Source organism: Dryocola clanedunensis subsp. sulfonylureivorans (assembly GCF_016756775.1).
Taxonomy (GTDB): Bacteria; Pseudomonadota; Gammaproteobacteria; order Enterobacterales; family Enterobacteriaceae; genus Dryocola; species Dryocola clanedunensis.
In genome coordinates this window covers 25,265-37,165 of sequence record NZ_JAERMU010000012.1, presented here as the reverse complement: position 1 = coordinate 37,165, position 11,901 = coordinate 25,265, and the positions used below count along the sequence as shown (strand labels likewise).

Annotated in this window: 11 protein-coding genes; 5 read left to right on the top strand and 6 right to left on the bottom strand. The window is 54.4% G+C overall.

All coding sequences use genetic code 11. The features are described from left to right. Window positions 1-181: 181 nt before the first annotated feature. Complete coding sequence (locus HYQ67_RS13830) at window positions 182-487, bottom strand: DUF1161 domain-containing protein (protein WP_202304263.1); 306 nt, start codon at window positions 485-487, stop codon at window positions 182-184. A 109-nt stretch (window positions 488-596) separates the two neighbouring features. Between HYQ67_RS13830 and HYQ67_RS13825 the strand changes: the two genes are divergently transcribed. Next, window positions 597-1,307: a YnfC family lipoprotein gene (locus tag HYQ67_RS13825; protein ID WP_202304262.1), complete on the top strand. Its 711-nt coding sequence runs from the start codon at window positions 597-599 to the stop codon at window positions 1,305-1,307. A gap of 43 nt (window positions 1,308-1,350) precedes the next feature. Here the strand turns inward: HYQ67_RS13825 and HYQ67_RS13820 are convergent, their stop codons facing one another. From HYQ67_RS13820 to HYQ67_RS13810, 3 genes are read right to left on the bottom strand one after another with little or no spacing between them, the layout of a single operon-like run. Then, a complete protein-coding gene (locus tag HYQ67_RS13820) occupies window positions 1,351-3,495 on the bottom strand; it encodes a virulence factor SrfC family protein (protein WP_202304261.1) in 2,145 nt (714 codons plus the stop codon). Beyond that, window positions 3,492-6,464 carry a virulence factor SrfB gene (locus HYQ67_RS13815; RefSeq protein WP_202304260.1) on the bottom strand — a complete coding sequence of 991 codons (2,973 nt, stop codon included), beginning with the start codon at window positions 6,462-6,464 and terminating at the stop codon, window positions 3,492-3,494. Before HYQ67_RS13815 ends, HYQ67_RS13820 begins: the two co-directional genes overlap by 4 nt. A gap of 2 nt (window positions 6,465-6,466) precedes the next feature. Then, window positions 6,467-7,828 (bottom strand): SrfA family protein, encoded by a 1,362-nt coding sequence (locus HYQ67_RS13810; protein WP_202304259.1) that lies wholly within the window; start codon window positions 7,826-7,828, stop codon window positions 6,467-6,469. A gap of 192 nt (window positions 7,829-8,020) precedes the next feature. Between HYQ67_RS13810 and HYQ67_RS13805 the strand changes: the two genes are divergently transcribed. Beyond that, window positions 8,021-8,734 carry a glutamine amidotransferase gene (locus HYQ67_RS13805; RefSeq protein WP_202304258.1) on the top strand — a complete coding sequence of 238 codons (714 nt, stop codon included), beginning with the start codon at window positions 8,021-8,023 and terminating at the stop codon, window positions 8,732-8,734. Between the two features lie 80 nt (window positions 8,735-8,814). Here HYQ67_RS13805 and HYQ67_RS13800 read toward each other — a convergent pair whose 3' ends face one another. Beyond that, window positions 8,815-8,982, bottom strand: a complete 168-nt coding sequence (locus HYQ67_RS13800; RefSeq protein ID WP_202304257.1) for a hypothetical protein — start codon at window positions 8,980-8,982, stop codon at window positions 8,815-8,817. 33 nt (window positions 8,983-9,015) lie between these two features. Then, window positions 9,016-9,237: a hypothetical protein gene (locus HYQ67_RS13795; RefSeq protein WP_202304256.1), complete on the bottom strand. Its 222-nt coding sequence runs from the start codon at window positions 9,235-9,237 to the stop codon at window positions 9,016-9,018. Window positions 9,238-9,665: 428 nt separating this feature from the next. Between HYQ67_RS13795 and HYQ67_RS13790 the strand changes: the two genes are divergently transcribed. The 3 genes from HYQ67_RS13790 to HYQ67_RS13780 all read left to right on the top strand — a co-directional run bounded on the left by HYQ67_RS13790 (window position 9,666) and on the right by HYQ67_RS13780 (window position 11,888). Then, window positions 9,666-10,265, top strand: coding sequence for a lipid-binding SYLF domain-containing protein (locus tag HYQ67_RS13790; RefSeq protein ID WP_202304255.1), 600 nt, complete (start codon window positions 9,666-9,668; stop codon window positions 10,263-10,265). A 447-nt stretch (window positions 10,266-10,712) separates the two neighbouring features. After that, window positions 10,713-11,462 (top strand): hypothetical protein, encoded by a 750-nt coding sequence (locus HYQ67_RS13785; protein ID WP_202304254.1) that lies wholly within the window; start codon window positions 10,713-10,715, stop codon window positions 11,460-11,462. A 3-nt stretch (window positions 11,463-11,465) separates the two neighbouring features. Next, on the top strand, window positions 11,466-11,888 hold the full coding sequence (locus tag HYQ67_RS13780) for a DUF302 domain-containing protein (protein WP_202304253.1): 423 nt from the start codon (window positions 11,466-11,468) through the stop codon (window positions 11,886-11,888). The last annotated feature ends 13 nt before the right edge of the window (window positions 11,889-11,901 follow it).

Below are 11,901 nucleotides of genomic sequence, written 5' to 3'. Positions count from 1 at the left end.
TTTTGTTTTGTCGTTGATTGCAGCTGAGGGATGCAGATGTCTAATTAATTACCAGACAAATAATACCCTCTGGGCGAGATTGTACTTACTTGGGGGTATGACTCTTTATCACTCGTCAATTTTGGAGTGATTGGAAGGAGATAACTGACAGGAAGAAGGGGCGCGGGGAGCGCCCCGTTGTTTACTGCTGTTGCTCTGCCTGCGGCGCGTCTTGCGTCGGCGCATTGTCGCTACTGTCATTACCGCTGCTGGTGCGGGTATAGAGAATCTTCTGGGTGTCGTTCGCGCAGTGTCCGACGACCTGAGCATCAGGTTTGTCCACCTGGTCAGCAGGCACGATTGTCAGGGTGAAGCCTGACTCGGGAACGCCGTTGTTGATGATTTTCTGCTGAATGTCGGCCTTAACTTTATCGCAGGAGTTTTGCGCTGCCAGCGCCGGGGTTGCGGCCATCAGCACAAAGGCAGCTAACCAAAAGGACTTCGTCATCGTCTCTTCCTTTATATTGAGGATGTTCAATAATAATAGACCACCTGCTGTAAATATCTGTATTTGCTTATATCATGGGGCAACATTTCAGGAAGGGAACAGAACTAACGTGAAGAAAATCATCATTCTCAGCGCGCTGGTCGCGACCCTGGCAGGGTGTGATAAATCGGACGAGCCGCTGAGCTACACGCCGGAAATGGCAAGCTTCTCGAATGAATTTGATTTCGATCCGCTGCGTGGCCCCGTCAAGGACTTCAGCCAGACGCTGATGAACGAGAAAGGCGAAGTCGTTAAACGTGTCTCAGGAACGGTTTCAAAAGAGGGTTGCTTTGATACCCTGGAGTTCCACGACCTGGAAGCCAACAGCGGTGCTTCGCTGGTGCTGGACGCCAATTATTATCGCGATGCGCTAAGCCAGGAACGTCGGGTAAAACTGCAGGGGAAATGCCAGCTGGCCGAGCTGCCGGCCGCGGCCATCACTTATGAAACCGATGATAATGGCTTTGTGGTTGCCGCCAGCGGCAAAGACGTCTCGGTGAAATATACCTATGACGCAGAAGGTTATCCGCTGGGTAAAACCACCAGCGCTAAAAAATCGACGCTTGCCGTGCTGGCTAAAGCAGGGGCAGACATCAGGAAGAAGCTCGATTACACGGCTGTCAGTACGCTTAACGGTAAAGAAATCGCGCAGGCAAAGCAGAGCTGTGAATACGACGGGCACTTCAATCCCGTTGCCTGTGAGCTGAACGTTATCGATGACAGCGTGGCACCACCTGCCACCACGCATTACTCCATCAAAAACAGTATTGATTACTATTGATGTGTGAGGGCAGACAATGCCCTCACCATGACCTTTCGCCGTATTAAGCCTTCGCCAGCAGCCCGCGCAATGTCGCCCGGTGCATATCGCTCACGTCATGTGGATGACGGTAGCCGATGTTTTCGACGGCGCGGGCGTACAGCGCCACCAGCCAGTCGTACACATAGCTTGCGTTGCCGCGCACTGGTTTTTCCCCCAGCTGTGTCAGCCGCGTTGCCGCTTTAGCCTGTTCAGCAGGGGCAAACACTTTTGCGCCTTTGTTAATACGGCTCGCCGGGCGATGCTCCTGCGCGACGTTGGCATAGCCCAGCCAGTTCACGAAATCCCCCAGCACGTTGGCAGCACAGGTTATCTCCTGCGCCATACTGCCGTCGCCTGAGGCCAGCGTCTCTTCCAGCAGGTCGGGCAGATCAAGGCGGTAGCTGGTGGCAATCAGCAAATCGCACAGTATCCGCAGCTGGTTGCAATCCAGACCGAGATGTTCAGCCGCTTCGGCTCGCAGCCCCTGGTTGCGAAGATGGGCAATCCACAGCTGGTGAATCTCCAGTGCGTAGCTGGTTACCGCCATGTCGTTGCGATCTTCACCGTCATCATCGGCGAACAGGTTGATATCCAGGACGAAACCGGAGGGTTTGTGCTGCCGCTGATGCTGGTGGCGAAGCCAGCATTGCTGTAACGCATGGCGGTCCGGCACCAGGCTCGCCAGCAGCTCGCCGTGTCGGGCGGCGCTGGTCTGTACGGCACGAACCAGTGCTTCAGCCTGAACCCGAGCCGCTTCCGGCGCAGCCTCATGATCCGCGGTGAAGCGGTGGAACACCTCAATGATTTTTGCATCCAGCTCGGCCTGAAGCCCGGCGATGCGGTGGCTCCGACGCTCGGCGCTGATGGCATCAGAGAGCCATTCAAGTAAACGATGCATGTTGCGGCTGTCCAGCGCCTGGAGCGTTCCCCAGCGCTTACCGGCCTGGCCTACCATTCGCTGCACCCCGTCATCTACGCTGACGCCACGGGTAAAACGCGCGTCAAAAGGCGTTATCGCCCAGATAAGGCCAGGCAGCGTTGACTGCGGCCCCTGGGTTGTGTCCACCCATCGGGAAAGCGTTTTACCTGCGGATTTGACTTCACCGCGCTCGCTTGCCGCATTGCAGACCAGCAGGGTATCGGGCTGTAAACGGTCGGTATAGTCATCAATTTGTTGTTCAGGGATGTCGATGATATCCACGTTTTGTAGAGCGGACGCGTTGCTCAGTGTCAGGCTAACCTCGGCGCAAAGCGCCAGCAGATCGGACTGTGCCAGACTGACCGGCGAGCCGGCTGACTCGCCCCGCAGCGGGCAAATCAGTACATCGGCCTGAATGTCGGGTTCATCCGGCGTGGCAGGGATCAGAAAACCTTCCGCTGGCAGCAGGAACGAGTCGATAAGCAGGCTGGCCGGGGCCAGGATTTGCTGCACTTCGCCGATATGATGCAGCGTGTCGCTAAGATGCTTCCACCTGGCGCTAAGGTGGGCGTCATCGCCCCATAACATCGCCAGAAGTGAAGTGCGGTCAGCGGTAGTCAGCCACGGCATCAGGTCTGCCATCTGCTGCCATAGGGCATCTCCCAGATGGTGCTGACGGCGCAGCTGCGCATGGTAACATCGGGCGATATCGGCAACCTGCTGGCTGCTGATACCCGGCACGGTCTGCGCCTGGCGGTGAGATTGCAGTTCAGCCAGCCGCGCGGCGATTGTGCTGGACTGCACGATGCGCGGTTCAGGCTGCGAGTGATACTGACGGATCGTTTGCTGTGCCAGATCGCTTTCGCTGAACAGCGTCAGCAGCAGCGGGAAATTATCGCTGACCGGAGCGGCATGATGGGTAAAGCGTACGGCTACGGCAGCCGCACAATGGCCAGGATTAATATGCGTCAGGTAATCCAGCGTTTTTTCGCCCAGCTCGATCTCGATGCGATCGGCATGGTTGGCCAGCAGCGCCCTCAGAAGATGGCGTTTGCCCTCCTCTGAGTGGCCGTACAAACCCAAAGTGAGCGGGGCGTTGTGCAGCGCGCTGAGCTGTTGCTGCCGACGCTGCAACGGCAGCAGGCGGGCAAGCAGGCTGTCGGCTTCGTTTTCTAAAAGCGGGGCGTGCAGACGGGTATCCTGCACCCAATTGACCAGCGCTGGCAGAACGGGGGTTGGCTTACTCATTTTTGATAGACGCTCCCGCTGTCGATCCAGTAGTGACTCGCGCCGCTGTAGCTGCCGGCGAGGGTGTTCAGTTTAAAACTCAGCTGATTGAGCGGCACTTTGCTGCCGTCCTGCAACCACGCTTCGGCTAATACAAAGGCGTCCGCATCGCGGGTTTGCTGTAAGCGCACGTTTAAAATGCCGTCACCGGCGATAGACCTGGCAAGTGAGGCCGAGTTAATCGCCAGGGTATAAAGCGGCGTGGCGGGCCAGCGGGCGTTATCCAGCTGGCGGAATCCAAGACAGGCATTGCCGCGCAGCGGGAAGTGCAGGCGGGTGTCCAGCGTCGCTTTCGGGTTATCCAGATCGATATCGCTGTACCAGACGTTTTCATCCGTCAGCACATTGTTGCCGTCGAGCATGCCCAGATGGCGAATGGTCGAGTACGCCCGGATATCGCTGGCTTTAAAATTAAAGCCCGGCAGGCGCAGATCCATCGCCAGGCTGCACAACATAGCGCCGACGGCAGCGGTGGATTTCGGATTCCCGATGCGCCCCTGCTGGCTGAACGGATACCATTCATGCGTCTGGTAGTTATCCAGCCAGACGATGCGGTTAACCGGCACCGGCTGCAGGTGACGAAGCAGCGCCTGAACGCCTGGCAGACAGGCAGGGCGGCCGGTAATTAACAGGACATCGCAGCAGTAATGGCCGATCACTTCACACAGGGCCTGGAGCGGCGCGGTGAGCGTGAACTGTCCGGCCATCAGCGCCTCCTGTAACGAGGAAAGCTCAACCTGGATCGGTACGCTGAAAAGGTCAAACTGCGGCGCGTCGGCGGGCAGCGCGTGCTGGACCGCCTGCTGAACATAATTAATGACGTTAGCCGTCGGGCGCTGGGCTAACAGTTCGCCAAAGGTGGCTTCCAGCGTCGCCTGACGGTCATCAGGATCGCTGTTTTCCCAGAAATCCAGCACCGCATGCCCCAGCGGAATAAACAGTTGCAGCGCGGTCTGCTGACGCAGGGTGCCGCGCGTGTCCATACGGCCAGACTCGCCGAACAGGGTCGTCATCAGCCCGGTGACGTCCGCCACACCCGCCTTATGAATGTGTGCCTGAAGAGCAGGCAGAACGCAGCGCTGAATGACATCCAGCAGGATGTCGTCACCCGCCACTTTAAACCCTTCGCGGAACAGCAGGCGCGGGGCGATTTTCACGTTGCTGCCCACGCCGTCGTCCAGCTGATACTGGGTAATCGCCATGTCCGTAGTACCGCCGCCGATATCAATGGAGGCGACGCGCAGCGTTTTGCCCGCCGGTTCATCTTCGCTCAGCTGACGGTCCGGGCGGGCGAGCCGTTTGAAGAACGCGCCGCTTTGTCCCGCGTAGTTGACGATGGCTTCGTTATACAGCCAGACGAGCTGGCCGCAGGTAGCTTCGTCCCACTCCATATGCACATTCGGCACCGGCACGACGCTTTTCTCTTTATCGCGTTCGCTGGTGAAGGCTTCATCCGCCGGATGCCACTCCATTGCCTTCCACACCAGGCCAACCGCCTCACGCATGCGCTGGCGGAAGAGTTCACGCTCCTGCTTCGGCATCGCGGAGGGCAGGGTAAGGATCAGATTGCGCAGCTGACGGGGCGCATTCAGATGGCCCATGCTCTGCCGGGAGCCGACGCTGTTTATCTGCATCAGCGCCTGGGCAAGCAGTTCACAGAGCATCAGCGTCATCAGTGAGCTGCGGCTGTACTGCGGCGAGAAGACCGGCAGGCGCTCGTCCATCGGCAGGTCGTACAGCGGCTGGCCGTCGTCATTCATCAGGTTCATCAGCGGGAAAGCGGTGGCGAGAGGCTCGCGCTGGGTTTTGACGCCCATCTGGCTGAAGCGCCAGTCCTGGCTTGCCGGGGTTTCATCCCACAGATAGCGACGCGGGCTGGAGATGCCGCTGGCACCTTCCGTCCCCAGACGCACGCTTGCCATGCGGCGAGCTTCTGCGCCCACGCGGGCGATAGAGGGCCAGACAAAGGCGTCGTCGCGCCCGCTCTCCACGGAAAAATGCTGCTTGCCGAAGCGGGCTTCGGAAAACTCAAGGCGGCTGGTGAACATCGCCTCGTTGATAAACTGCGGCTCGCTCAGGGAGCGGATTTGCAGCTCGGCGGTCTGGCGCAGGCCGTCGTTGGCTTCACCATGATCCTCAATCAGCACGCCGCAGGTATGGGTGTTGCCGACGTCCAGCACCAGATCGACCGGGACAGCCGGCGCTTGCAGAGTGGCGGTGACAATTTTTACTTCCGGCACTTCAAGCTGTGCACCGAGCATTTCCAGGATATTCAGATAGTGTGCCTGGTACTCGAACATCTTCATCGCGCCGGCTATTTCGCGTTCTGAGCGGGATTCGTGGCGTGAAACGAACTGGGTGAAGACCTCGCGCAGCCAGCCGTCGACCCAGGTCTGGTCGAGGAAATCATGAATCTCCTGGTTCTGCCAGGCCAGCGCGAAGCGGGCGCCGTTGCGCACGTCGTTTTGCGTCGGGGCGAGATGTGCTGCAGGGCTGTCGTCCGCGTAGATTTTGGTATCCAGCGCGATGCTGATGCGCACGGTGTTGCCCGCAGAGTCAGGCTCATCGAGGCAATGGATTTGCACGCGCGCCCAGTTATCCGGGCCGCCAACGAAGGTGCGCGGCGGATTAAAGCGGCCAAAGGGCAGGGGCAGCCAGGTTTTATCCATGACCTTCAGGGAATGGCCCAGGGTGACCGTACTTTCCGGCTTCACCACTTCGGCCGTGCCGCCCTGGCCTTCCGGCAGCGTGAATTTACCGGGGATGATGTCGTAATCGAGACGCAGCAGCGGGCCATTCGCCGTTTTACGCACGAAGCGTCCGGTGTGCGGTGCGTCAGGCTGAGGGGCAAGACCAAAGTCCAGCAGCTGGATCCCGCTGTCTTTAATGAGCGTCACGCTCGGCTTGTAGTGGAACAGGTTGGCAAGCATAGTCAGTCACTCACTTTCGTAATCGTCAGCGGCACAATAGTGTCGCCGGCGTAGCGTCCGGTGCACTGGGCCACGCCATTATCGCCCGGTTTACAGGTGATTTCCGGCATCGGATAGCGGGAACCGTCGCTGCAACGCGCGCTGCCACGGGTTTTAATCATTAAAATACCGGTGCGGTGCAGGCCGGAGAATACGGACACCTTACAGCTGACGCGGTCGCCATGAACCAGGCGCGCGGTGCCTTTGTTATCTTTAATCTGATAGTGCAGCACCGGAGGCTTGCCGATAATGGGGTTTTTGGCCTCAATGATCACGCGTAACGATCCGTTAAGAAATTTTGTGGAACCAATTCTCAGCGATTCAGCCGGGATAACCAGGGCATTTTTTGCTGCTGATGCAGGGGCCGGTTCAGGCCTGGCAACGGGTTCAGGGGCTGGTGGCGGTGCTACCACAGAGGCTTTGACCAGCGGCAGAGTAGAGGGCGGAACGGGCTGGTCGACGGTTTTAATCGCGGCAGGCGCCATGAGCTGAGGTTCTGCTTTAGCCTTCGCCTTCGCTAAAGGTTCTGCTGCCGGGGCCGATAAGTATTGATAAGCGACGGGCGCGGCGATGAGCACCAGGGCTGCGGCAGCAACGGGCAGCATCCAGAGGCGTGATTTTGTTTTTACAGGCACAACCGGCGGCGTTTCAGGTTCAACCTCGGCTGCTATCGGTTCCGGGGCACGCAGGGCCACAGCTTTTGGCGGCATGGAATAAACGAGCGGCTCATCCTGGGGGCTGATTTCTGCGGGAGCAGGTGTTGGTGCAAGAACAGGAACAGGTTCCGGCAGTGCTGGCTCAGGCTCTGGTTCAGGCACGATTTCGATAACTGGTTCAGGTACCTCAACCACGCGCAGACAGTCCAGCACGTCTTCACGCGCATCCTGATTAAGGTTTACGAAGCCCCAGAAGGTGATGACCGGTTTGCCATCCACCAGATAAATATGCTGGCTGCCGGGAAACTGTAACGCGTTGGACAGCAGCGAGCCGAACAGCTGAATGGCCGTTTTCTCCGTCTGCTGGCAGCGTTGAATAAGGGTGGCGATGTTCGCCTGGCAGTTTTCCAGATAGCGCAGCGCTTTGTTGCGCTGTTCATCGCTGGCGGCGGCCCAGCTCAGGACGCTGCCTTCGAGCGGTGCGTACCAGTCAACCCGATCGCCTTCATCGTTCGGCTGAGGAATAGCCAGGCTGTCCGCAACCCCATGTTGTTTACGCAGGCGCAGCGTTTCGCGTATCTGTAATGCCGAATCGAACACTGCCTGCCCGTTTTCGCCCAGCGCCAGGAAGTCATCAAGGCTGCCGCTGCGCAGTAAAATTTTTGCCACGTCATCATCCCGCTGTTAACGACTCCTTTCGAGCCATCTTCACGCATTACACTTTACCGACTCGTGCAATAAGCAAACGGCGGAAGAGACGCCATATTTTTCTAATTATTGGGGGATTGAGAAAATCGACGTTGGGGGCGAGAGGCAATCTGTGCTAATCATTAGATTCCACAACGATTAAGGATCCCCCCGATGCCTGAGTCCCTCCCGATCCTGCTGGTGCAAATGGGCCACCCGCCTGCGGATATTCGTGCGGCGGTAGGTGAGCAGCCGCAATGGTTTCGTGCCGCGCTTGGCGACAAGGTGGCGGTGCAGGTGGTTTGCCCGTTCGACGGCGACCCGCTGCCCGTGGCCGGAACGTTCCGGGCGGCGGTGATTTCTGGCTCCTGGTCGATGGTCACGGACCACGAAGCGTGGAGCGAGCGCACCGCCGAATGGACAAGAGAAATGATGCTGGCGGGCGTGCCGATTCTTGGCGTGTGTTACGGTCATCAGCTTATGGCCTATGCAATGGGCGGCGTGGTGGACTACCATCCGCAGGGCAGCGAAGTCGGGCAGCTGCCGGTGATGCTAAGCGCGGCGGCAAAACAGGATGCCTTGCTGGGCGAATTACCGGCTAGCTTTGATGTCTTCCTGAGCCACGAGCAAAGCGTGCTGACGCTGCCGCCGGGCGCGACGGCGCTGGGCGCATCAGGCCATGACCCCCATCAGATTATCCGCTACTCCCCGACGGCCCTTTCGGTACAGTTTCACCCGGAATTCACCGCGCCGGTCATGAATAAAATCATCACCAGCCGCAGCGAAAGAATCGCCATGAAAGGCAAGGATCGGGACGCGTTATTGTCGCGCGTGAGCGATACGCCAGAGTCCCGGTCGCTATTGCAGCGGTTTGTATTCGGTGGATGACGAGGGGGCTTATCCAACCCCATGGTCAGGTATCGTAGGCCGGATAAGCGAAGCGCCATCCGGCGTTTTGCAGTGAAGGGTTAGTGAACAACCGACGCCGTTTCTTGCCCCATCATTGTTAGCCCTGTACCCGAGCGAACAAAGCGGGGCGTTTTTAAATCCTCGGCCAGAAGCGTCACCATTTCAAACAGCATGCCGGCGATGTTTTCCTGCTCCTCCGGGGATCCCTGCTGGTTGAGCAACACCATGGTTAACGACGCGCAATATTCCCGTAAGGTTTCTTAATCTCTGGTGAGAGAGGGGCAATCATCGCTCTCTTCGTTAGCATTCACTGCCAGCGCCTGAATAAGATGTTCCTGCAGCGGATTCTTTAAAACCACTCTTAATATTGTCAGTCCCGCTAATAAGCGGCCGCAAAGCGCCATATACTTAGCCTGATTATTATAATCGATTAATGCATCAGCATAACTTTGGCATATATCCAGCACCTGGAATATATCCATGGTGGCACCCTGCGGTTTTTTTTAACAGCGCTGTGAGGCTTGTCGCATTATTTGCAGAAGATGAGCCTGCCGGGGCGGGGAAGGTTCACTACAGGTAGGTTTTACGGGGATTTAACTACATAGCTCACGGTGTGCTAGCTTTTTTGTATTGTTAACTTGCTGATAAATTGATTGAAATTTCGCTGTTGTTATTTTTGTTACTTCGTTAATGCTGGTTTGCTAAATAATCTATCTCGATAATTAATATTGCGGTGAAGGTTAATGCCATCCATCATCATGGTGATGTCTCCATACATTGATATAGATGAGCGCTCATGCTGCTACGCTAACTTAATAACAGTTCAATAAGACTCATCGTATTACCAGACAAATACCACCACCACATCATAGTTCACTTCTGTACAGGCTATGCCAAATCAAGGATGCATATGTACTTAAAAAAATTAATTATTGTTATCGCTACCATGGCGACCCTCTCTGGTTGTAGTGCGGAGGGTGATACCGCCAGTAAACAGCGTGCTGCTATTCAGAAAATGCGCAGCGATACTCTCACAGAGCTTTATCAGGCTCATCCCGAAGCCAAAGCTGAGATTAAAAAATCTCAGGGCTATGCCGTATTCACTAGCGATAGCAGTAAAATTTTCCTGGTTGGCTTTGGGGGCGGCTACGGGGTCGTTAAAGACCTGCGTAATGGTAAAGACACCTATATGAAAATGGTGGAAGGCGGTGCCGGTCTGGGGATCGGCCTGAAGCAACTGCATACCGTAATGATTTTCAACGACGGCAAAGCGCTGACTAACTTCATCACCAACGGCTATATTGTCGGTGCGAATGCGAACGCTGCGGCGAAATATGATGATGAAGGCTTACCGGCTATAGGGGAGTCTCAAAGTGCTGTTGCGCCAGACAGCGTAGATATTCCAAAATCGGTTACCGTTTACGAACTGACCGAAAAAGGTCTTGCTGTACAGGCGACGCTGGATGGCTATAAGTACTGGCCGGATGACACGCTGAACGTGGCAAAATAAGCTGTTGTGGGCTGTGGAAGCAGGCCTGGTAGCGACAGAGACAGGTACTCGCCTTCACTGGACAAGACTACCTGACCGCCTGAAGCGTAGTGGGTTACTGAATTTAGCCATGACGCTTTGGCGTTTCTCAAGTTTATCTGAGCTATTCTAAACTCAAATTTTAACTTAAGGAAACATGTGGTATGCAGATTATTGAGGCAGGAGCGAAATTGATTTTTTGAATTTATTACCGAGTTACAGGACATAAACAAGTGAAGTAAATTTATAATCATTCATCTAAACTATTTCGTCATGAAGTATCACTTCATTTGTGAATTCTGTTTTTAGCAAAATTCTTTTTTAAAAAATGATTTTTGATGACTAACAAATCATGTTTACAAAGGTATATAGTATGGGCGTCTGGTTCTCGAGAGTAAAATTCCCATTGCCACCCAAAAAGGATTAAGTATGAGCATCAAAACATCTGAACATAATGTATCTTTACACTTCAGTGATGGTCGTGAAAGTGTTTATGGAATTGATCGGGCCAATCAGTCATTAGAACAAATTAACCTGCGTATTACTGCGGTCAAAGTGCCTGTTGCCGCACGCCCTATTTTAGAAGCATCTATTTTACGACCTACTACAGATGAAGAACAGAAGAAATTAGTAGAACTTTTTTATCTTCATCGAGGTCAATTGTTAGATGAAATACGACTTTCGGGACGTGAACCGCAGATGTATCGTGGTGGGTATCTTGAAATTACACAAAAAGGCATGCCTCCCTATCCAAAAATCTATGACCTCAAAGGGATGTCTCCTCAAATGAGACATCATGCTTTAACTCGTTTTAGTAAATTGCATAATAACGTTGCTGATGACGGGACCGCAATTGATGAAGTGATGACAATGGCTTCTGGTGGACCTTTTACTCACTTCTTTGGCTTACCAGACGGTGTGGTTGTCAGGATTGATATGGGATTTATAGGATCTAATGATGATGCTATTCGTTTGAGTTATAGCGGGTTGCTTCCGCATGCTGCATTAATGTCAGCCGAATCTGGAATCATTGTTGCATTTGCTCATGGGCCAAAAGAATTTGATATGCAGTTCAACGACCCAAGCATTCCCCATCCTGAATTGATGGATACCAATCCCTGGATTGATTATTCATCTGAAGTGCCAGTTCTACTAAACACAGTTGCTGCAAAGGAATAACGAATGAATCACAAATTAGAAAAAATAGTGGATGGGAGCAAATGGTTATTCAAAAGTCCTCATTCGGTTAAAGAAACGATCGACAGGTTATTACGAGCAATTGATAAAAACCCAGAGGTTTTACAATATGAAAGAATTGATCAGCAAGCAATATCTAAAATAGCAGGTAAAAATGTAAGGCCTGCTGAATGCGTGTCATTCCAGAATAGCCATCTTGTTGGTATTCTCTTAGAGTTGAACATCCGAACCGTTGAAGTATTACCCATGCAGGCTGTGGCCTATGAAGATGATACCGGACAGGTTTGGCTTGTTACTAATAATCCAAACTATATGGATGAACATTATAACCTCAATGGAGGCAATGGAATCATTAAGCAAATTAATGAGCTTTTCCCAGGCTGGGTTGAAGAAGCATTAACTGATTGAAGTCTGTTGCTTT

Excerpts from the sequence above, each read along its gene's own strand:
- HYQ67_RS13830 (WP_202304263.1), bottom strand. The coding sequence starts at position 487 with ATGACGAAGTCCTTTTGGTTAGCTGCCTTTGTGCTGATGGCCGCAACC.
- HYQ67_RS13820 (WP_202304261.1), bottom strand. The coding sequence starts at position 3,495 with ATGAGTAAGCCAACCCCCGTTCTGCCAGCGCTGGTCAATTGGGTGCAG.
- HYQ67_RS13815 (WP_202304260.1), bottom strand. The coding sequence starts at position 6,464 with ATGCTTGCCAACCTGTTCCACTACAAGCCGAGCGTGACGCTCATTAAA.
- HYQ67_RS13805 (WP_202304258.1), top strand. The coding sequence starts at position 8,021 with ATGCCTGAGTCCCTCCCGATCCTGCTGGTGCAAATGGGCCACCCGCCT.
- HYQ67_RS13800 (WP_202304257.1), bottom strand. The coding sequence starts at position 8,982 with ATGGTGTTGCTCAACCAGCAGGGATCCCCGGAGGAGCAGGAAAACATC.
- HYQ67_RS13795 (WP_202304256.1), bottom strand. The coding sequence starts at position 9,237 with ATGGATATATTCCAGGTGCTGGATATATGCCAAAGTTATGCTGATGCA.
- HYQ67_RS13790 (WP_202304255.1), top strand. The coding sequence starts at position 9,666 with ATGTACTTAAAAAAATTAATTATTGTTATCGCTACCATGGCGACCCTC.
- HYQ67_RS13785 (WP_202304254.1), top strand. The coding sequence starts at position 10,713 with ATGAGCATCAAAACATCTGAACATAATGTATCTTTACACTTCAGTGAT.
- HYQ67_RS13780 (WP_202304253.1), top strand. The coding sequence starts at position 11,466 with ATGAATCACAAATTAGAAAAAATAGTGGATGGGAGCAAATGGTTATTC.